Origin of the sequence: Mycobacterium gordonae (genome assembly GCF_002101675.1) — a bacterium.
Classification (GTDB): Bacteria; Actinomycetota; Actinomycetes; order Mycobacteriales; family Mycobacteriaceae; genus Mycobacterium; species Mycobacterium gordonae.
In genome coordinates this window covers 1-22829 of the sequence record NZ_LQOY01000112.1, presented here as the reverse complement: position 1 = coordinate 22829, position 22829 = coordinate 1, and the positions used below count along the sequence as shown (strand labels likewise).

The following is a 22829-nucleotide window of genomic DNA, read 5'->3' as shown; positions in this document are numbered from 1 at the left end:
TGAAACGGGAAATGTTGCCGGGGTTGACAAATCACAAACAAAAAGCCGAGTAGACATCGGACGGCGATCGCTCTCTCGGGGTACACCGCCCCGGGTCGCAGGACGCGATGACGCGAGTATCCTGGCTCTCGGATCGCCGCTCGCCTCGCCTTCCAGCTAATCGCCGTGGCGTATGAGGGTCGCTCCCCGATTACAGTGGCGGGACCGCGCCGGTTTCACACCGGCTTCCTGCATCGTCATTGCCTAACCGGTGCATTGTCGCATCCCGCTGGCCGCAGCGGTACCGGACAAGGCGGCCGGTACCCTCAGTCCAGTGGCACACCTGCTCGGAGCCGAGGCCGTTCACCTGGCGTATCCGACCCAGGTCATCTTCGATTCGGTCACCCTCGGCGTCAACGACGGCGCGCGCATCGGCATCGTCGGCCGCAACGGCGATGGGAAGTCCAGCCTGCTGGGTCTGCTCACCGGCCAGCTGAAGCCGGACTCCGGCCGGGTCACCCAGCGCAGCGGTCTGCGAGTCAGCGCCCTGGCCCAGGCCGACAGCCTGGATCCCGAGCACACCGTCGGCTGGTCGCTGGTCGGTGACCAGCCCGAGCACCAGTGGGCCGGCGACGGCCGGGTGCGTGACGTGGTCGCCGGTCTGGTATCCGATATCGCTTGGGATGCAAGGGTTTCCACACTCAGTGGCGGCCAGCGCCGGCGGGTGCAGCTGGCCCAGTTGCTCATCGGCGAGTGGGATGTCATCGCTCTCGACGAACCGACCAACCACCTCGACATCGAGGGCATCACATGGCTGGCGGGTCATTTGCAGCAACGCTGGGCACGCAACAGCGGTGGGCTGCTGGTCGTCACTCACGACCGGTGGTTTCTGGACGAGGTCGCGACCGCGACATGGGAAGTGCACGACGGCATCGTCGAACCGTTCGAAGGCGGTTACGCCGCATACGTGCTGCAGCGGGTCGAGCGCGACCGGCAGGCCGCCGCGTCGGAGGCCAAACGGCAGAATCTGATGCGCAAGGAGCTGGCCTGGTTGCGCCGCGGAGCCCCCGCGCGCACCTCCAAGCCCAAGTTCCGCATCGAAGCGGCCAACCAGTTGATTTCCGACGTGCCGCCGCTGCGCAACACCGTCGAGCTGGCCAAGCTCGCGACGGCCCGGTTGGGCAAGGACGTCATCGACCTGCTCGACGTCTCGGTCTCCTATGACGGACGCCCGGTGCTGCGCGACGTCGAGTGGCGGATCGCCCCCGGCGAACGCACCGGGATCGTCGGTGCCAACGGCGCCGGCAAGTCGACCCTGCTGGGGTTGCTCGCCGGCACCGTCCAACCCGACTCCGGCCGCGTCAAGCGCGGTAAGACCGTCCGCCTTGCCGTGCTGGATCAGCAGGGCGACGAGCTGACCGCGCTGGCCGGCGAGCGCATCGCCGACGTGCTCGGACGATTGCAGAGCGGCTACGAGGTCGAGGGTCGCGAGATGACACCGACGCAACTGCTGGAGCGGCTGGGCTTCGGCCGCGGGCAGCTCTCGGCGCGCGTCGGGGAGCTGTCCGGCGGTCAGCGCCGGCGCCTGCAGCTGATGCTCACGTTGCTGTCGGAGCCGAATGTGCTGCTGCTCGACGAGCCCACCAACGACGTCGACACCGACATGCTGACGGCCACTGAGGACCTGCTGGACTCCTGGGCGGGCACCCTGATCGTGGTCTCACACGACCGTTACCTGCTGGAACGGATCACCGATCAGCAGTACGCGATCCTCGATGGCCGACTGCGGCATCTGCCCGGCGGCATCGACGAATACCTCGCCCTGGCCAACAGGTCATCCGCCAAGCCGGCGCAGACATCCGGGCCGGCGCCGGTCGATCAGCAGGCAATGTCGGGGGCTCAGCGCCGGGCCGCCGAAAAGGAACTGGCCTCCGTGGACCGCCAGTTGGCCCGCCTCGCCGGCAGGATCGAGGCCAAGCACACCGAACTCGCCGAGCACGACCAGTCCGACCACGTCGGCATCACGCGATTGACGCGGGAGTTGCGCGACCTCGAAGATGAGGTCGCCGCGGTCGAGGCACAGTGGCTGGAGTTGTCGGAGGTGCTGGAATGAAGCCGGTGTCCTACCCACCCGGTGAAGCATTGCTGGCGCTGTACCGGCGCCGAGGCCCGGTGATCAATGCCGGGGTGGGAGGGCGCGGTTTCGTCTATCTGCTCGGGCCGGAGGCGAACAAGTTCGTTTTCGCCAACGCCGATTCGTTCAGCTGGCGGGAGACATTCCAGGATCTGGTGCCGATCGACGGCCCAACCGCGTTGATCGTCAGCGACGGTGAGGACCACCGCCGCCGGCGCAGCGTGGTGGCGCCGGGATTGCGGCACCGCCAGATTCAGGACTACGTGCAGACCATGGTGGCCACGGTGGACGCCATGATCGACAGTTGGCGTCCGGGGCAACGGCTGGACCTCTATCAGGAATTCCGCTCGGCGGTGCGGCGCAGCACCGCGGAAAGTCTGTTCGGATCCCGCATGGCCGCATATTCGGACTTCCTGGGTGAGCAGATGCAGCCGCTACTGGACCTGAGCCATCACCTGCCTCAGGTTAAAAAGCTGCATCAGCTGCTTCACTCCCCCGGCTGGCGGCGGGCGGTGGCGGCCAGGTCGCGCATCGACGGTTTGATGGACGCCGAAATCGCCGACGCCCGGTCCCACCCGCGACCCGACGACCACATGCTGACGACGCTCCTGCATGGACGGTCTGAGGAAGGCCAGACGTTGCAGGACAACGAGATTCGCGATCAGATCATCTCCCTCATCGCCGCCGGATATGAGACCACCAGCGCAGCACTGGCGTGGGCCGCGTACACGCTGCTGACCTGGCCGGGCGCCTGGGAGGCTGCCCACGCCGAGGTGAACCGCGTGCTCGGCGTTCAAGCGCCCACCGCGGCGGACATTCCCGCCCTGACCTACCTCAACGGCGTTGTGCACGAAACACTTCGCCTGTACCCACCGGGAGTCATCTCGGCCCGCCGGGTGATCCGCGACCTGCGATTCGACGGGCATCGGATCCCGGCGGGCCGGATGATCATCTTCAGCGCTTACGTCACCCACCGGCTCCGCGAGTTATGGCCCGAGCCAACCGAATTCCGTCCGCAACGATGGGATCCGGCGACGCCGGACTACCGCAAACCCGCTCCGCACGAGTTCATTCCGTTCAGTGGCGGCTTGCACCGGTGCATCGGGTCGGTGATGGCCATCACCGAGATGACGGTGATGCTGGCCCGGCTGGTCGCCAGAACGGAGCTGCGACTGCCCGCTCAGCGCATCCGGGCCGCGAACTTCGCCGCGCTCAGCCCCCGGCCCGGCCTGACGGTCGAGGTCCGCGAGTCAGTGCCAGCGCAGTAGCACCAGTTCGGCGCAGAAGCCGGGCCCCATCGCAAGCATCAGTCCGGGGCTTCCGCTGGGCGGCCGCTTCTCGATGGTGTCGCGCAGGATGTGCAGCACCGACGACGACGACAGATTGCCGATCTCACCGAGGGAGCGCCAGGTCAGCTCCAGGGCCTCTGGCGCAAGCTCGAGTGAGTTGGTGATCGCGTCGATTACCTTCGGCCCACCGGGGTGGCTGACCCAGGTGCCGATGTCGTCGCGCGTCAGGTCGTGCAGGGCGAGGAACCCGTCGACGTCGGCCGGCAGATGGGCCTCGATGAGGTCGGTCAGGTCCGGCGAAAGCCGCAGTTGCAGGCCATGGGAGCCGACGTCCCAACCCATAATGTCCAGGGATTCGGGGTACAGACGGCTGCGCGAATCGACGATCGTGGGTCCGGTGGCGTGCACCTGCTCGGCGCGGCGGTCACCGACTGCGACGACCGCGGCGGCGCCGTCACCGAACAGCGCCGTTCCGATCAGGCCGGAGACCGTGGGTTCGACCGCCGGATAGGTGAGCGAGCACAGCTCGACGGAGATCAGCACCGCGACACCGTCGGGCGCGCCGCGCAGGTAGTCGTGCAGGCGGGCCACACCGGCCGCTCCGGCCACACAACCCAGGCCGAACAGGGGCATCCGGCGAACGTCGGGGCGCAGTCCGAGCCGCCCGGCGATCCGGGCGTCCAGCGAGGGAACCGCGACACCGGTGACGGTGGTGGTGACGATCAGGTCGATGTCCTGGGGCTGCAGCCCGGCCTCGTCGAGCGCACCCATCAGCGCCTCGATGCCGAGGTCGACCGCCTTGTCGATGAAGATTTCATTGGCGTCGCCGAAGTCGTTCAACGACGGGTAACGCTCCAGCGGCAGCGCGAAGTGGCGATTGTTCACCTTGGCGGACTTGTGGAGACGCCGAACTATTTCTTCGTGCTCCTTCAGCCCAGGAAACTCGACGAACAGATCGGTGATTTCACTCTGGCTGTATCGGTGTGGTGGCAACGCACCGAAGACCCCGGCGATAACGCTCATTGACCCTGCCTCATTCAGTTGCTCGTCGGACAGCCCACCCCGAAAAGACTCTTAAATGCCAGAGTTTAGTTGGGTTTCCGCAGGCCCGCAAAGACGGTGATATTCAACACCTGTCTTATTTGTGTGAGGAATATTTGTACGCAGCACGGGTTGTCAGCCTTTATCATCACCGTGCTCGAAGGTCATCGCGATAAGGGCTTCAGGGGTCATCGAGTCGATTATTTCGTCGCTGTCCATAGCACCTGACATGGGCTTTTCCTGCTGGCCGGCCAGCAGCACCAGTTTCTCGAGTAAACCGGTTCGCCGCAGCTCACTGATTGGAATCGTGTGCAGTAACGACCAAATCCCGGCCGCCTCGGATTCGGCGTGGGAGCCGCCGGACAGTTGTTGCGCCAGATGCTCGGCCAGGGCGATTGGAGTGGGATAGTCGAAAATCATGGTGCGCGATAGTGCCAATCCCGCCAAAGCGCTCTCCGCTTTCAAGCGATTACGCAGTTCCACCCCGCTCATCGAGCTGAAGCCGAGGTCTTGGAAGGCCCGGTCGGCTTCGATGTCGCCGCGGCCGGCATGGCCCAGCACGGCGGCGGCATGGTGGCAGACCAACTCGACGAGCCGGCGACGCTGATCGTCGGGACGGAGGTCGTGCAACCGTTCGGCGTCGGGTGCTGAAACCGCGGTGTCGTCGCGGGCGCCCGCCCAGTACCGTCGCCTGGCGAATCCATAGGTCGGTAGGTCGACGCGCCGTGCTCCCAGTCCGTCGAAGGTCGCGGGCCACTCGACGTGCACTCCCCTGGTGAACATCCGGGCTGCGGCGGTGAGTGCGGCTTCCGGTTCGGCGAGTCCCTCCGTCAACGTCACGACCGAAATGTCCTGATCGGCCGTCAACCCGGCGGCCGGGCCCACCTCGACGAACACCCCGCCGCCCAGTTTCGCGGCAGTATGCATTCCGGCGGCGAACCGCACCGGTTTGCGCGCATGCTCTACCCAATACTGCGCCGATCCATATCCGGTGCCGGCCAGCTCGCCCGTCAGGTTGGAAATGAGGCTGATTCGCGGCTCCGAGGCGGTCAGGTCTGCGAGTGCGCTCACAAAGTCCTCGAGCATGGGCTCCATCAGCGCCGAGTGGAACGCATGCGACACCGCTAGTCGGTGCACCCGACGGCCTTGGGCCACCAAGCGCTTCACCACCGCACCGACCGCCGCCTCCGGCCCGGACAACACCACGGAATCCGGCGCGTTGACCGCCGCCACGCTGACACTTTCCCCCAGCAGCGGCGTCACCTCGGCTTCGCCGATCTGCGCCGCAACCATCGCCCCACCCGCAGGCAGCCCGGCCATCAGCCGGCCCCGGACAGCCACCAGTCGCGCGGCATCCGGCAGCGACAGCACCCCGGCCAGCTGGGCGGCGGCGACCTCCCCGACCGAATGACCCAGCAGCACCTCGGGTTCCACGCCCCAGGAACGCAGCAGCGCGGCCATCGCCAGCTGTACCGCGAATAGGCCGGGCTGCGCGAATTCGGTGTTCTGCAGCAGAGTCTGGTCCTGACCCCAGATCACCTGTCGCAGCGGCAATGTCAGGTGTGGGTCCAGGGCGTCGACGACCGCGTCGAATGCGGCGGCGAACGCCGGGAACCGGTGGTGGAGCTCCCGACCCATGTTCAGGTATTGCGATCCCTGCCCGGGAAACACGAACACCGTTGTGCCGGGTTTCCCGGCGCGGCCGATCACGACACCCGACCCCGGCACGCCCGCCGCCAAACCCCTCGCGGCCTCCGACAGCTGCTCCCGGTCGCGGCCGACCAGCACGGCCCGGTGCCCGAATCGCGCGCGCGTGGTCGCCAAAGACCAACCCACATCGGCGATCCCGCTCTTACCGGAGTGCCGGGCCAGACGGCCCGCCTGGTTGACGAGCGCTTCGGCTGAGCGTGCGCTGAGCACCCACGGCACGGTCACCCCGTCAGCCGGCGCGACCCCGCTCGGTTCGGGAGAGGGGGCTTGTTCGACGATCATGTGCGCATTAGTCCCGCCCATGCCGAACGACGAGACTCCGGCGCGCCGGGGCCAGGCTTCCCACGCCGTCAGAGTGCCGTTCACCCGCAAGCCCAGCGCTGCCAGATCGATGTCCGCGCCGACGAAGTTGAGACTTGCCGGGATGAAGCCGTTTTCGATCGAGAGCACCGTTTTGATCAGACCCGCGACCCCGGCCGCCGCGCCGGTGTGACCGATGTTCGTCTTGACGGATCCGATAGCCACCGGGTCACCGCCGCCGAAGATGGCGCCCAGCGCCTCGGCCTCCACCGGGTCGCCGACTTCGGTGCCGGTGCCGTGCGCTTCGACGTAGCCGATATCGGTGCGATCCCGACCGGCGTCGGCCAGGGCGCGCCGCACGACATCTGCTTGGCCGGCGGCCGACGGCACGGTGAGCCCAGCGCCCTGGTATCCGGCATTGCCGACGGCGCTGCCCGAAATGACGGCATGGATGCGGTCACCGTCGTGCACGGCCGCGCTGAGCGGCTTCAGCAAGACCAGGCCGGCGCCTTCGCCGCGCACGTATCCGTCGGCTCGCCGGTCAAACGCATAGGTGTGCCCGGAGGGCGAGAGCGCACCGAATTCTTGTTCCAGTCGGGCAATTTCGGGTGTCAGGTTGAGGTGGACACCACCGGCGACCGCCATCGCGAAGGCGCCCGCACGCAGGCCGGCGCAGGCTTCGTGAATCGCGGTCAGCGACGACGACTGACCGGAGTCGACGGTCATGCTCGGCCCGCGCAGGCCGAAGGCATACGAGACCCGGTTGGCGATCATTCCCCGACTCAGCCCGGCGAATGCGTGGTGGTCCACCTCCTCGCCGGCCTCGCGCAACGTCAGCAGGGTGTAGTCGTCACTCATTGCCCCCAGGTAGACCGCGACCTGCCCGCCGCGCAGCGTGTCCGGTAGGAGAAACGCGTCTTCGAACAGTTCCCAGGTCAGCTCCAGTGCTAATCGCTGCCGCGGGTCCATGGCACCCGCCTCGCGTGGCGACACATTGAAGAATTCGGCGTCGAATTCGTCCACCGCTGACAGCGGTTCGGTGACCTCACGTCCTTCCCGCACCAACTCCCAGAATCCGCGCGGGCCGGCGGCCCCAGGGAATCTGCACGCCAGACCGATGATGGCGATGTCCGTCGGTTGCACAGCGCCCCTAAGGGGTCAAGTCGTCGTCGAGCAGAGCCAGCAGCTCGCTCTTGGGACCGGTCATGTCGTCCTCAGCGGTGTCGGTCAGCCCGACGATGAGGCCGCGGAGCCTGGTGGCGATTTGAGTTCGCTCTTCGGCGGTCCACTCGGACTGGTGCACAAGGGCGTCGAGTTCGGCGCTGATGTCGTTGAAGCGGCCCAGCAGGTTCGGTTGTTCGCTGGGCGGCGGTGCGCTGGTGGCCAGTTGGCCCGCGAGGTACTCGGCCAGCGCGGCGGGCGTCGGGTAGTCGAAAATCAAGGTCGGCGAAAGCGTCAGGCCGGTCGCGGCTTTGAGGCGGTTGCGCAACTCCACGGCGGTCAGCGAGTCGAACCCCAATTCCTGGAAGGCCTTCTGGCCGTCGATCTCCATGACGCTGCTATGCCCCAAAACCGTTGCCGCACTCGTCGAAATCAACTCGGTCAGGGCACGCTGACGCTGCTCGGGCGGCAGCGTGTGCAGCCGCTCGACCATGCCACTGGCCGCCGCCGAGGTGTCGGCGGCATCGATTACGCGCCGGCTCGGACGGGTGAGAAGCTCATGCCACAACGGCGGCAGGTCAGCGTCGCTGGTCAGCGCGGTGGTGTTCAGTCGGGCGGCAATAACGACCGGATGATCGGCGAGCAGGGCGGCATCGAGCAGTGCGAGCGCATCGTCGGTGGGCAGGGGCGACAAGCCGACCTGCCGCATCCGGGCGAGATCCCGTTCCTCGAGGTGGCGGGTCAGGGCGCTCACCTCTTCCCACAGGCCCCACGCGATGGAGTTCCCCGGCAGGCCTTGTGCGCGGCGATAGCTCGCCAGCCCGTCCAAGAAGGCGTTTGCCGCGGCGTAGTTAGCCTGGCCCGGACTGCCCACGATCCCGGCCAGCGACGAAAAGGTGACGAAAGCAGCCAGTTTCGCATCGCGCGTGAGCTCGTGCAGATGCCACGCGCCGTCCACTTTCACCCGCAGCGCCGCATCGAGCCGCTCAGGTGTCAGCGCGGTGATGACGGTGTCGTCGATGACGCCTGCCGCATGGAACACGCCCTTCAAGGGGACGTTGCCGGGTATCTGACCGAGCATTGCGGCGACGGCGGCGCGATCGGTGACGTCACAGTCCGCGACCGTCACCTGCGCCCCGGCCTGCTGCAGACCGGCCACCAGTTCCTCGGCGCCGTCGGCCTCCAGGCCGGATCGACTGACCAACACGACGTGCGCGACGCCGTAGTGGTCCACCAGGTGCCGGGCTACCGCCGCGCCGGCCATCCCGGTGCCGCCGGTGATCACCACCGAGGCACCGGTCAGCGGCGACTGCGCGCCGGCAGGCCCGTTCGGCACGGTCAGCACCACCTTGCCGATGTGGCGCGCCTGGCTGACGAACCGATACGCCTGCTGCACGCGTCGCACGTCGAAAACTGTGATCGGCAACGGTTTCAGCGCACCGTTGCGCATCAGTCCCAGAACTTCGGCGTACATGGCCGCCATCAGGTCCGGCCCCGCCTCGAACAGGTCGAACGCCTGGTAGCGGACCCCGCGGTGCTGTTCGGCAACGGCTTGCGCGTCGCGTACATCGGTCTTGCCCATCTCAAGGAAACGCCCGCCCGGGGCCGTCAGCCGCAACGAAGCGTCCAGGAACTCGCCGGCCAGCGAGTTGAGCACGACATCCACCCCTTCGCCGTGCGTGACCTCCCGAAACTTCTCCTCGAAGTCCAGCGTCCGGGAATCGCCGATGTGTTCGTCGTCGAAACCCATGGCCCGCAACGTATCCCACTTGCCGGGGCTGGCCGTGGCGAAAACTTCACATCCCCAGTACCGCGCCAGCTGGATGGCAGCCATACCCACTCCACCGGCGCCGGCATGGATCAGCACCCGCTCACCGGCGCGGACTCCACCCAGAACCGACAGGCCGTACAGCGCCGTCAGGAACACCACCGGCACGCTGGCGGCGGTGGCCAACGACCAACCCGCCGGTATCGCGGTCACTATCCGATGATCCACGACCGCTTCGGACGCCGCCGCACCCAACTGACCCATCACGGCGTCCCCGACCGACAGCCCGGTCACAGCGGCGCCGACCTCCACGACCACACCGGCACCTTCGACGCCCAAGTCCCCGGAACCGGGATACATGCCCAAGGCCAGCATCACATCGCGGAAGTTGACGCCTACCGCCCCCACCGCGACCCGGACCTGTCCTGGGCCCAATTCCACCCGCTCACAGTGCCGTGCGGTCAGCTCCTCCAACGTCCCTCCGGCACCAGCCCTCAACCGCCACAAACCCTTTGGCAGCTCCAGCACCGGCGATGACGCACGCACCAGCCGGGCGCCGTACACCGTGCCCGACCGCACCACCAGTTGCGGCTCCCGATGCCGCAGCGCCTCCTGCACTGACACCGAATCATCGGAATCGATCAACACGATCCGGCCGGGATGCTCGGCCTGCGCGGAGCGCACCAGTCCCCACACCGCCGCGCCCGCCAAGTCCGATACCGCCTCGTTGGGGAGCGCCACCGCACCGCGCGTCACGACGGCCAACACCCCGTCAGAGCTGAGATGTTCCTGGATCACCCGCAGTGCCTCGTGAACGGCGCCGGACACCGCCGCTGGCAGTTCCGCATCCGGCCGCGGCGACCAGACCGACCGCACGCCGACGGTATCAGCACCGTTGTGCTGCAACGACGTCCACACCACTTCGAGCAGTCCGCCGCCCGGGTTCGCCCCCGACGGCGCTGCCGCCGCCAACGCCTGCTCGGACACCGGCCGCACCACCAATTCCCGCACGGACAACACCGGCAACCCGGCGGGATCGGCCAGTTCGACCGACACCGAGCCGGCACCGGTTGGCGCCAGCCGGACACGCAGCCGTGACGAACCCGCGGCGTGCAGCGTCACCCCCTGCCAAGAGAACGGCAACGCCAACTGCTCGCCGCCCTCCACGAACCCCCAGGCGTGTAACGCCGCGTCCAGCACGGCAGGATGAATCCCGAAGCGCCGCACGTTAACTCCTTCAGGCGCGGCAACTTCGGCGAAGACCTCCCGTCCCCGCCGCCACACCGCCCGCACACCCTGGAATGCCCGACCGTAACCGTAGCCGCGCCCGGCCAGCTGCTCGTACACACCCGAAACGTCGACCGGCTTCGCGCCCACCGGCGGCCACGCCGACAGATCCGCTCCGCCCCGGATGCTGACGGGGCCCAGGACGCCCTCGGCGTGCAAGACCCACGACTCACCGTCCTTAGCGGCCGAATACACCCAGACGCCACGGCGTCCGCCGTCGTCAGCGTCAGCCACGACGACCTGCACCGGGACCCCACCGGTAGCCGGTAACACCAAGGGCGCCAACAGGGTCAGCTCCTCGATGACCGGGGCACCGGCCTCGTCGCCAGCCCGCAACACCAGTTCGACGAAACCCGCACCCGGAAACAGCAGCACGCCGCCGACGACGTGATCGCCCAGCCAGCCCTGCACCGCTGGCGAAAGCGCGCCGCTCAACACGACACCGCCGACGTCAGGCCGTTGCACCACGACACCCAGCAGCGGATGCCCGCTGCCGGCCAGGCCCACGGTGGCCAACTGGGTCGGTCCCACCCCTAACTCGGCCAACCAGAAGTGCTGGCGGGTAAAGCCGTAGGTCGGCAGGGCAACCCTTTGAGCACCGAGGCCGGCGAACGCCTCGCGCCATTGCACGGCGACACCGGCGGTGAACAACCGGCCGAGTGCGATCAGCAGCGACTCGACCTCGGCACAGTCCCGGCCCATCGGACTGGCCGGCACCATGTCACCGGCAAGGGACTGCTCGGCCAGCGCCATCAGTCCGCCGCTCGGACCTACCTCGACGAACACCCTGGCTCCCGACGACTCTGCCAGCCGCACGCTGTCGGCGAACCGCACCGGTTGACGCACGTGCTCGGCCCAGTAGTCGGCAGATCCGTATCCGGGGCCGGCCAGTTGACCGGTCACGTTGGACACCAAGCTTATTCGCGGTTCGAACACCATCATCTCGGCCAGGGCCGCCGCGAACTCGGTGCGGATAGGTTCCATCAATGCCGAATGGAAAGCGTGGGAGACAGCCAGCCGGTGTACACGTCGACCCCGGGCAGCCAACGCCTGCACGGCTGCGTCCACCGCGGCCTGCTCACCCGAAATCACCACGGAGTCCGGAGCATTCACCGCGGCGATGGTGGCGCCGGGGCCCAGCTCCGCAGCCGCCTCCACCTCCGTGGCCGCCACCGCGACCATGAGACCGCCGGCCGGCAACGCGGCCATCAGCCGGCCGCGGACCGCGACCAGCCGCGCCGCATCCTCGAGCGAGAGCACTCCCGCCACATGCGCGGCCGCGATCTCGCCGACCGAGTGACCGAGAACCAGGTCCGGCACCACACCCCAGGACTGCAGCAGCGCCGCCAACGCCACCTCGACGGCGAACAACGCCGGCTGGGCGAATTCGGTGCTCTCCAGCAGGGCCGCATCGGTGCCCCAGACCACTTGCTGCAACGGCATCCGGAGGTGTCCGTTCAGCGCGTCGGTGGCCGCGTCGAAGGACTTGGCGAAAACCGGGAACCGTTCATAAAGCCCACGGCCCATGCCGAGGTATTGCGCACCCTGCCCGGGAAAGACGAAGACCGTCTGGCCCGCTGGACGGGCGCGGCCCACGGCGACATCCCCGGACGACTCGCCGGTGGCAACGCCGCCCAGCGCCTCCAGGAATTGCGTGCGTTCGGTGCCCACCACCACGGCACGGTGCTCGAACAGCGTCCGCGTGCTCACCAGTGACCAGCCCACGTCCAGCGGGCGTTGCATGGGGTACGAGCGCAGGTGCGCCATCAGACGCTGCGCCTGACTGGCCAGAGCGGCCGGGGATCGTCCCGACAGCACCCACGGAACGGGCCCGGTGAATGGTTCTGGTGCAACGACTTCCGGTGCCGGCGCCTGCTCGAGAATGACGTGGGCGTTGGTGCCGCTGATCCCGAACGACGACACACCGGCCCGTCGTGGCCGTCCGGGCGCCGGCCACGGCCGCGACTCGGTCAGCAACGACACCGCGCCTGCCGTCCAATCCACATGCGGGGTAGGCGCATCCACGTGCAGCGTCTTCGGCATCACCCCGTGCTGCATGGCCAGGATCATCTTGATCACCCCGGCCACCCCCGCCGCCGCCGACGAGTGACCAAGATTGGACTTGATCGATCCCAGCCAGAGCGGCTCTGCCCGGTCCTGGCCGTAGGTCGCCAAGATGGCCTGCGCCTCAATCGGATCGCCCAACATGGTGCCGGTCCCGTGGCCTTCGACGACATCCACGTCGGCCACCTGCAGACGTGCGCTGGCCAACGCCGCCCGGATCACTCGCTGCTGCGACGGGCCGTTGGGCGCGGTGAGGCCGTTGGAGGCGCCGTCCTGATTGACCGCCGAACCCCGCACCACCGCCAGCACCTGGTGCCCCAGCCGTTGCGCATCGGCCAGCCGTTCCACCACCAGCACGCCCGCTCCTTCGGCCCACGACGTGCCGTCTGCCGCGGCCGCGTACGCCTTGCAGCGACCGTCGGCGGCCAGCGCCCGCTGCCGGCTGAACTCCACGAAGCCACCGGGAGTGGCCATCACCGTCACGCCGCCCACCAGCGCCAGGTCGCACTCGCCGGAACGCAGCGACTGCACGGCCAGATGGAGGGCGACCAGCGACGAAGAGCACGCCGTATCCACCGAAACCGCCGGGCCTTCCAGACCCAGCACGTAGGCCACCCGACCGGACGCCACGCTCAGCGTGGAACCGGTGAGTCCGTAACCCTCCAGCTCGCCCTTGACTTCGCCGCCGTAGCCGGCGTGGATCACCCCGGCGAAGACACCGGTGGCGCTGCCGCGCAACGTGGCCGGATCGATGCCGGCGCGTTCCAAGGCTTCCCACGACACTTCGAGCAACACCCGCTGTTGCGGATCCATTGCCAGTGCCTCGTTGGGTCCGATACCGAAGAACCCGGCATCGAAGTCTCCGGCATCCCGCAGAAAACTTCCGCGCCGGGTGTAGGTCTTACCGAGCGCGTCGGGATCGGGATCATACATCCCGTCGATATCCCAGCCCCGGTCCGACGGAAAGTCCGACACCCCGTCACGGCCCTCGATCAGCAACTGCCACAGAGCTTCCGGCGACTCCGCACCACCGGGATAGCGGCAACTCATGCCCACCACGGCGACCGGCTCCGAGAGCCTGTCCTCCAGCTCGGACAGCCTTCTGCGGGTGCGGCGCAGGTCGGCGGTGAGGCGCTTCAGGTAGTCAACCTGCTTGGTGGCGTCCACTGATGTTCCTTGGCTTCTCAGGATTCGAGTTCTTCGTCGAGGATGGCGAAGAGTTCGCTTTCGCTGGCGGCGGCGAGGTCGTCATCGAGAGCCAGGTCGGCCATGATCTCGCGCAGGCGGTGAGCCAGCTTCGCTCGTTCTTCGGGATCCCAATCACGTTGCCGAACCAGGTCATTTAGCTCTCGGGTGATGGCCTCGAAGCGCGCGGTCGGGTCGGCCCGGGGCGCCGGGGTGGACAGTCGAGTGTCGAGGTGCTCCGCCAGCGCGGTGGGGTTGGGGTAATCGAAGATCAGCGTCGGCGAGAGCGTGAGGCCCGTCGCGGTTTTGAGGCGGTTGCGCAGCTCGACGGCGGTCAGCGAGTCGAAACCCAGCTCTTGAAAGGCGCGCTGGGCGCTGATGTCGGCGGTGCCGGAGCGGCCCAGCACCGTTGCCGCGTTGCTGCACACCACGTCGACGAGTTCGCGGTGGCGCTGGTCGGCGCTGAGCCCGGAAAGTCGAGCGGCCAGGCCTGTTGTCGACGCGCCCGGCGCTTCGACGGTCCTTCGGATCGGGCGGCGGACCAGCTCACCGAGTAGGGCGGGCGCGTCGTCGCCCAGCACGGCGGTGTCGAGCCGGGTCGCTGTCACTACGGCGGGATCGGCGTGTATGGCGGCGTCGAACAACGCCAGCGCCTGGCCGGTGGACAGCGTCGCGAGGCCGACCCGGCCCATCCGCGCCTTGTCACGGTCGCCGAGGTGGCGCGTCATCGCACTGTCCTGCTCCCACAGACCCCACGCCACCGACGTGGCCGGTAGCCCCCGCACCCGACGGTGCTGTGCCAGCCCGTCCAGGAAGCTGTTGGCCGCCGCGTAGTTCCCCTGACCGGCGGTGCCCAGGATGCCGGCCATCGACGAGAACATCACGAAGACGGACAAATCCGCGTCCCGGGTGAGTTCGTGCAGATGCCACGCGCTGTCGACCTTGGCGCGCAATACCGCGTCCAACCGCTCGGGGGTCAGCGCCGCGATCAAGCCGTCATCGAGAATGCCGGCGGCGTGAATCACCGCCCGCAACGGAAATCGTTGCGGCACCTGCGCCAGCAACCCGGCGACGGCGTCACGGTCTGCCACATCGCAGGACACCACCGACACCTGCGCGCCGGCGCTTTGCAACTCCCCCACCAACTTCGAGACCTCCGGCGCCTGAGCACCGGACCGGCTGACCAACATGATGCTGGGGACCCGGTACCGCGACACGAGATGGCGTGCCAGCGCCGCACCGGCCATTCCGGTTCCGCCGGTGATCAATGCGGTACCGCCGGCGAGCGGGTCGAGAGTGAGCACCACCTTGCCGGTATGCCGGGCCTGGCTGACGAACCGGTAAGCCTGACGAACCCGGTGCACGTCAAAGGTCGTGAACGGCAACGGGGTCAGCGTTCCGGACTCGAACAGCGCCATCAGGTCGGCCAGCATCTGTGCCGTGAGGTCCGGTCCGGCCTCGATCAGGTCGAATGCGCGATACAGGATCCCCCGCTGCGCGACGTCCCGGGGCTCGCGCAGATCGGTCTTTCCCATTTCGATGAACCGGCCACCCGGGCCCAACAGTCGAAGCGAGGCATCGATGAACTCACCGGCCAGCGAGTTCAGCACTAGGTCGACGCCGGCTCCCCCGGTGGCCGCCCGAAACTTCTCCTCGAAGTCCAGGGCCCGCGAGTCACCGATATGCTCGTCGTCAAAGCCCATGGCGCGCAGCGTGTCCCATTTTCCGCGGCTGGCGGTGGCGAAGACCTCCAAACCCCAGTGCCGGGCGAGCTGCACCGCGGCCATCCCCACTCCGCCGGTGGCCGCGTGCACCAACACCCGCTCGCCGGCCTTGGCCGCACCCAGCACCGACAATCCGTACAGTGCGGTCAGAAACACCACCGGGACGCCCGCGGCCTGGGGCAGCGACCAGCCCGCCGGTACGGCGGTCACCAATCGCCGATCGACGACCGCTTCGGGGCCCACCACCCCCAGCAGGCCCAGCACGGCGTCACCGACGGCGACATCGGAAACGCCGGGGCCCACTTCGACCACCACACCGGCGCCCTCGACCCCCAGCTCGCCGCCGCCGGGATACATGCCCAACGCCACCAACACATCCCGGAAGTTCACCCCCACCGCGGCCACCGCAACCCGCACCTGTCCGGAGGCCAACTCCCCCCGGTCATGCCGGCCGACGCGCACGTCGTCCAGCGTGCCCCCGCCTCCGGTCACCAGTCGCCAGCCGGTCGGCTCCACGGGCAGCCGCAGCGCCGACGAACCGGACGGCTTCAGCCGGGCTCGGTAGGCGACCCCGCGGCGCACCAGCAATTCCGTTTCACCGCAACCGATCAGTTCGCTGGGGTCCAGTGACCCGTCGGAATCCAGCAGCAGCAACCGACCGGGATGCTCGGCTTGAGCCGAACGCACCAAGCCCCACACCGCCGCGCCGGCCAAGTCCGAAACGTCCTCGCCGGCCATCCCGACGGCGCCGTGGGTCTGCACCACCAGCACCCCGCCGTCATCACCCACCAACCAGGATTGCAGCCGGCCCAGCGCCGCATGGGTGGCCGCATACACCGACGCCGGTGGCTGGTCCTCGGACATCAACTGCCACAACGTCACTGACGTGTCGCCGGCGCCCGCCGGCGCGACGGGTGTCCACTCGATCACGAACAGGCCGGCGTTGCCGAGCCCCTCCAGCGCCGGCACCTGGGCGCCCATCGGGCGAAAAGCCAAGTCATGCACCGTCAGGACCGGCAGGCCCGACTGATCGGCCAATTCCAGAGCCACCGAATCCGCACCCATCCGGGTGATGCGGACCCGCAGCCGGGCGGCGTCGGTGGCGTGCAGCGTTACGCCCTGCCAGGAGAACGGCAGCACCGTCGAGTCCTGTTCAGCGGCCAGCCCCAGCGCATGCAGCGACGCGTCCAGCAAGGCCGGATGAATGCCGAACCCGGTGGTGGTAAGTCCTTCGGCCAGTGCGATCTCGGCGAACAGGTGGTCAGCCGACTGCCACATCGCCTGCAGGCCATGGAAGCCCGGGCCGTACTCGTAGCCGCGGGCGGCCAATCGCTGGTAGACGCCCCCAACGTCGACGGCCGTGGCCCCGGCAGGCGGCCACACCGACAGATCGGCCTGCGGTGGCGATGTGCCGGTCCCCAGAGATCCCGTGGCGTGCAGCGTCCACTCCGAGTCGGGACCACAGGCATACACCGAGATCTCCCGATGGCCCTCTTCATCGGGGGGACCGACCACCACCTGCACGCGCACCGCAGCCTCGTCGGGCAGCGGCAGCGGTGTCGATAGAGTCAACTCCCGCACCGTCGGGCAACCGACCTCGTCGCCGGCCCGCAGGGCCAATTCCACGAACCCGGCACCGGGGAACAACACGGTGCCCGACACGCCGTGATCGGCCAGCCACGGATGGGCTGAACGCGAGAGTTGGCCCGTCAGAACCACACCGCCGGAATCGGGCCGCTCCACGACCGCACCCAGCAGTTCGTGTGCGGCACCCACCAACCCGGCGCGGCGGACGTCGCTGTCTCCCGACTCGGTCAGCCAGTACCGGCGGCGCACAAATCCGTAGGTGGGCAACGGCACCCGGCGGGCCCCCGGAAACACCAAGGACCAGTCCACCACCACGCCCGCCACCTGGGCCTGCGCCGCCGACAACCAGAACCGTTGCAGCCCTCCGTCATTGCGGCCCAACGACGGGACGATAACCGACTGCTCCGCGCCCAGCGTCTCCTCGATGCCGGCGATCAATACCGGGTGCGGACTCGACTCGATGAAGACCTGATGACCGGCGTCGGATGCAGCGCGTACCGCGCCTGCGAAGTGCACCGTGCCCCTGATGTTCTGGTACCAGTAGTCGGCGTCCAACGCGGCGGTGTCCAGCAGCGCGCCGGTCACCGTCGAGTAGAACGCCACCGGCGACGCGCGGGGTGCGATGTCCTTGATAGCCGCGACGAGGTCGTCGCGGATGGCGTCGACGTGGAACGAATGTGACGCGTAGTCGACCTCGATCCGGCGGGCGCGAAGGTTCTCCGCCTCGCATCGGCGCACCAGTTCGGTCACGGCGTCCACTTCGCCGGACACCACGATCGACGAAACCCCGTTGACGGCAGCGATGTTCAACCGGCCGGCCCAGGGTGCCAGCAGCTCGTGCGCGCGGTCCGGGCTGAGCGCCACCGAAGCCATGCCACCGGCGCCGGACAGTTGCATCAGCAGCCGGCTGCGCAGCGCCACCACCTTGGCGGCATCCTCCAAAGAGAGCGCGCCGGCGACGTAGGCGGCGGCGATCTCGCCCTGTGAGTGGCCGATCACCGCGTCCGGTGTGACACCGAGGGACTGCCACAGTTCGGCGAGCGACACCATGATCGCCCACAGCGCCGGTTGCACCACATCCACCCGGTCCAGACCCGGCGCCCCGGGCACTGACCGGATGACGTCGAGCAACGACCAGTCCACGTATTCCCGCAGTGCCTTGTCGCAGCGCTGCAGGTGATCAGCGAAAATCGGTGCGCTGTCCAGTAGTTCGCGTCCCATGCCAACCCACTGCGAGCCCTGGCCCGGGAAGACGAACACCGTCTTGCCCACCGGTCGGGCGCGGCCAGTCACCACGGCAGGCCCGGGCTGACCGGCCGCCACCGCGGCCAGTCCCGCCATGAACTGTGCGGCATCGGTTCCAACCACCACCGCGCGGTGCTCGAACAGCGACCGGGTGCTGAGCAGCGACCAGCCCACGTCGAGCGGGTTTTGGCCGCCGGCCTTGACCTGCGCCAGCAGCCGGCGGGCTTGATTGAGAAGCGCGTCCGCAGAACGCGCCGACAGGACCCACGGCACCACGCGGTCGTCGGGCCCCGGTGCGTGATCGTCGACCGACGGGGGCTGTTCGAGGATCACGTGCGCATTCGTCCCGCTGATCCCGAACGACGACACAGCGGCGCGGCGCGGACGCGCGTACCGCGGCCAGGGCCGCTGTTCGGTCAACAACGACACCGCACCCGCCGACCAATCGACATGCGGGGTGGGCACGTCGATATGCAGCGTCTTGGGCAGCACCGCATGCTGCATAGCCATCGTCATCTTCATGACGCCTGCGACACCCGCCGCGGCCGACGTGTGGCCCATGTTCGACTTGATCGACCCCAGCCACAGCGGCTCGTCGCGATCCTGGCCGTAGGTCGCGACAATAGCTTGCGCCTCAATGGGATCGCCGAGTGTGGTGCCGGTTCCGTGGCCTTCGACGACGTCCACGTCCGCCGGGGTCAGGCGGGCACTGGCCAGTGCGGCGCGAATGACCCGCTGTTGGGACGGACCGTTCGGCGTGGCCAGGCCGTTGGAGGCACCGTCTTGATTGACCGCCGAGCCCCGCACCACGGCCAGCACCGGGTGTCCCAACCGCTGTGCGTCGGCCAACCGCTCTACGACGAGGGCACCGGCCCCCTCGGAAAAGCCGGTGCCGTCGGCGGCACCGGCGTATGCCTTGCACCGACCATCGGCGGAAAGTGCCCGCTGCCGGCTGAATTCGATGAACATGGCCGGGGTCGCCATCACCGTCACCCCGCCGACCAGGGCCAGATCGCACTCCCCCGACCGCAACGACTGCACCGCCAGATGCAGCGCCACCAGAGACGACGAGCACGCGGTATCCACCGACACCGCCGGACCTTCCAGGCCCAGCACGTAGGCCACCCGACCGGATGCCACACTCAGCGTCGACCCGCGCAACCCGTAGCGCTCGAGTTCGCCGGGCACCCGGCCCTGGCCGCCATACGAGCCGTGGAAGATCCCGGCGAACACGCCGGTCGGCGAACCGCGCAGGGTCAGCGGGTCAATACCGGTGCGCTCCAACGCTTCCCATGACACCTCGAGCAGTAACCGCTGCTGCGGGTCCATCGCCAGCACCTCGCTGGGCGCGATCCCGAAGAACTGCGCGTCGAAGCCAGCGACGTCGGTCAGGAAACCGCCGGAGCGGCTGTAAGACTTGCCGACCGCGTCCGGATCGGGATCGAACAACTGCGCCAGATCCCAGCCGCGGTCCCTGGGGAACTCGGTGACCACATCACGGCCGGCGGCCACCATCTCCCACAGCCCCTCCGGCGTGTCCACTCCGCCCGGATAACGGCAGGCCATGCCCACCAACGCAATTGGTTCGGTGGCGCGGGCCAGATAGTCGCGGTTCTCGCGCTTGAGCCGCTCGTTGTCCTTGAGTGATCTCCGCAGGGCGGCAATGAGCTCGTCTTGAGTGCTCACGACATTCAGTGCCAGCGCAACAGGACCAGCTCGGAGCAGAACCCGGGACCCATGGCGATCATCAGTCCGGGGCTTTCGCTGGGCGGCGGCTTGGCCAGGGTGTCACGCAGCACGTGCAGCACCGACGCCGACGACAGGTTGCCCACCTCGCCCAGTGAGCGCCAGGTGAGTTCGAGCGCTTCCGGTGGCAGCTTGAGGGTTTCAGTGATTGCTTCGATGACCTTGGGTCCGCCGGGATGGGTGACCCAGGCGCCGATGTCGGCGGTGGTCAGGCCGTGCTCGGCCAAGAAAGCGGTGACGTCGGTCCGCAGATACTGTTCCACCACGGCTGCCACGTCCTTCGACAGCACCAGCTCGAAACCGCCGGGGCCGACATCGAATCCCATGGTGCGCAATGAATCCGGATACAGGTGGCCGCGCGAGTCGACTATGCTCGGTCCGCCGGCGTCGATCTCCGCGGCGCGACGCTCCCCCACGGCGACAACCGCTGCCGCACCGTCGGCGAACAGTGCGCTGCCCACCAAACCGGCCACCGACGGTTTGTAGCCGGGGAAGGTGAGCGAGCATAGCTCGACGGAAATCAGGGCAGCGATGCCGTCCGGGGCGCCCCGCAGATAATCGTGCAACCGGGCGACCCCGGCGGCCCCCGCCACGCAACCCAATCCGAACAGCGGCACCCGTCGAACGTCGGAGCGCAGACCTACCCGTCCGGCGATCCGGGCGTCCAGCGACGGCACCGCAAGACCGGTGACGGTCGTGGTGATGAGCACGTCGAGGTCTTCCGGGCGCAGTCCGGCCTCGTCGAGCGCACCCATCAGGGCCTCGACGCCCAGGTCCACCGCCTTGTCGATGAAGATGTCGTTCGCCTCACCGAAGTCCTTCAGTCGCGGGTACTGCTCCAGCGGCATGACGAGGTGGCGGCTGTTGACCTTCCCGTTGGCATGTAGCTGCCGGACGATGTCCTCGTAGTCCGCAAATTCGGGAATGCTGACGAACATGTCGGTGAGTTCTTGCTGCGAATAGCGATAGGGCGGCAGGGCGCCGAAGACACCTGCGATGACACTCACTGGTCCCACCCCTTTGATACGAACATCGCGGCCACATGGTTCATGCGAAAAGTCAACCGAATCGCGTAGAGCAGCAAGTTTAGTCGCGGCCAACCTGACCGGCAAAAACGGAGCGTGCCGCTCAGCGCCGCACCTGCTGTCCACCAGATAACGGCAAGCTAGCGCCGCCCGGGGCTGCCTCCTGCGCCGGCCGCACCGGCCTGGCCGTCAGCCCCGGCTTGGCCGTCTGCGCCCACTTGCCCGTCGCTTCCATTCCCGCTCGCGCCCACACCAGCCTGCCCGCCGGCACCGCCGGCGCCTCCGGCACCACCGTGCCCGCCGGCCCCAGCACCTCCGCCGGCCCCGCCATCGCCCGGCTGCCCGAACCAGCCCCCCGACCCACCATCGCCGCCTGCACCACCGACGCCGCCGCCGCCGCCAGCGCCGCCGGTGCCACCCTGACCGCCGGCGCCGCCATCGCCGCCAACTGCGACGGCCTGACTATTGGCACCGGTTGCGGTGGCCGTGGCACTGCCGCCGACGCCGCCGTGACCGCCTCCACCGCCAATGGCGCCGAGCCCTCCCTGCCCACCAGCCCCGCCGGCGCCACCGACGCCGCCGTTGCCGAACAACAGCCCGGCGTGACCGCCCGTCCCGCCCGCACCACCGGCCGCGCCCATGCCGGCGTTGTCGGCACCGGTTCCGCCGGCGCCGCCGGTGCCGCCGAGCCCGCCGGCGGCGATGGCGATGGCTTTCGCAGTGTTGGGATCCGTGCCACCGGCAGCGCTGGCAGTACCCGTGCCGCCCGCGCCACCGGTGCCACCGTTGCCGCCGATGCCACCGTTGCCGCCAGATCCACCCACACCGCCCCCAGCGGTCGCGCGAGCCTGACCGACGCTGCCACTCGCAGCGGCGACCGCGGTGTTGTTGGCGCCAGCACCTCCCAGGGCGCCGTCGCCGCCGCTACCGCCAGTACCGCCGGTACCTCCAAGGCCCCCGGTTGCGGTGGCTGTGGCGCCGATACTGGCGGTCGCGGTGGCGGTGTTGTCGGCTCCAAGACCTCCTTGGCCACCCATACCCCCCATGCCGCCGGTGCCGCCCGCTCCGCCGTTACCTCCGGACGTAGCGGCAAGTGAGGGAATAACGCCGCTTATCGAGGACCCGGTGGCGGTAGCGGCACCCGCTTGCCCCCCGAACCCGCCGGCTTGGCCCACCAGGCTGCCGTTGGCGCCGAGCCCACCGTCGCCGCTTGTGGCGGTCGCGGAACCGACCACGGAGGTCGCGACGGGAGCCCCGTGGGCGCCACCCTGTGCGCTGCCGTTCGGGGCAGCTGGTCCTGGATTGACGCCGGCCGCCCCGGCGGCCCCGATACCACCGACTCCTCCGGCGCCACCAGCACCGGACATCAGTGCGGCGTTGCCCCCGGCACCACCCCGACCGCCGATGCCGTTGTTGACTGCTGCGTTGCCAGCACCACCGGACCCACCCGGTCCACCGTCACCGAAGAGGAAGCCACCGTTGCCGCCGGCCCCACCGGTGCCGCCCAGACCGCCCAGACCGCCTGGCCCACCGTTGCCGAACAGCCACCCCCCTGCGCGCCCGGCGGGGCGGGCGGCGCAGGGG

General features: G+C 68.6%; 7 protein-coding genes, 1 pseudogene and 1 riboswitch. Of the genes and pseudogenes, 2 read left to right on the top strand and 6 right to left on the bottom strand.

The window, feature by feature from the left end; translation table 11 throughout:
- Positions 1 to 94: 94 nt before the first annotated feature.
- Positions 95 to 273: riboswitch (cobalamin riboswitch) on the bottom strand.
- A 40-nt stretch (positions 274 to 313) separates the two neighbouring features.
- Both AWC08_RS18150 and AWC08_RS18145 read left to right on the top strand, forming a co-directional pair.
- Positions 314 to 2092, top strand: coding sequence for an ABC-F family ATP-binding cassette domain-containing protein (locus AWC08_RS18150; protein WP_065133451.1), 1779 nt, complete (start codon positions 314 to 316; stop codon positions 2090 to 2092).
- Between the two features lie 5 nt (positions 2093 to 2097).
- The gene (locus AWC08_RS18145) at positions 2098 to 3381 is read left to right on the top strand and encodes a cytochrome P450 (RefSeq protein ID WP_142283653.1); all 1284 of its coding nucleotides are present in this window, start codon (positions 2098 to 2100) and stop codon (positions 3379 to 3381) included.
- Here AWC08_RS18145 and AWC08_RS18140 read toward each other — a convergent pair.
- The 6 genes and pseudogenes from AWC08_RS18140 to AWC08_RS39105 form a co-directional block, all read right to left on the bottom strand.
- Complete coding sequence (locus tag AWC08_RS18140; RefSeq protein ID WP_065133446.1) at positions 3364 to 4425, bottom strand: type III polyketide synthase; 1062 nt, start codon at positions 4423 to 4425, stop codon at positions 3364 to 3366. The two genes, AWC08_RS18145 and AWC08_RS18140, sit on opposite strands and share 18 nt — an antisense overlap.
- Before the next feature lie 153 nt (positions 4426 to 4578).
- Positions 4579 to 7596: a type I polyketide synthase gene (locus AWC08_RS18135; RefSeq protein ID WP_069432923.1), complete on the bottom strand. Its 3018-nt coding sequence runs from the start codon at positions 7594 to 7596 to the stop codon at positions 4579 to 4581.
- A 7-nt stretch (positions 7597 to 7603) separates the two neighbouring features.
- Entirely contained in the window at positions 7604 to 13900 is a 6297-nt protein-coding gene (locus AWC08_RS18130; protein WP_069432924.1) for a type I polyketide synthase, read from the bottom strand.
- A gap of 17 nt (positions 13901 to 13917) precedes the next feature.
- A complete protein-coding gene (locus AWC08_RS18125; protein ID WP_372513473.1) occupies positions 13918 to 20160 on the bottom strand; it encodes an SDR family NAD(P)-dependent oxidoreductase in 6243 nt (2080 codons plus the stop codon).
- A 5-nt stretch (positions 20161 to 20165) separates the two neighbouring features.
- Entirely contained in the window at positions 20166 to 21227 is a 1062-nt protein-coding gene (locus AWC08_RS18120) for a type III polyketide synthase (RefSeq protein WP_065132274.1), read from the bottom strand.
- 158 nt (positions 21228 to 21385) lie between these two features.
- Positions 21386 to 22829 (bottom strand): annotated as a pseudogene (locus AWC08_RS39105) (PE family protein); the annotation flags it as partial.

Excerpts from the sequence above, each read along its gene's own strand:
- AWC08_RS18140 (WP_065133446.1), bottom strand. The coding sequence starts at position 4,425 with ATGAGCGTTATCGCCGGGGTCTTCGGTGCGTTGCCACCACACCGATAC.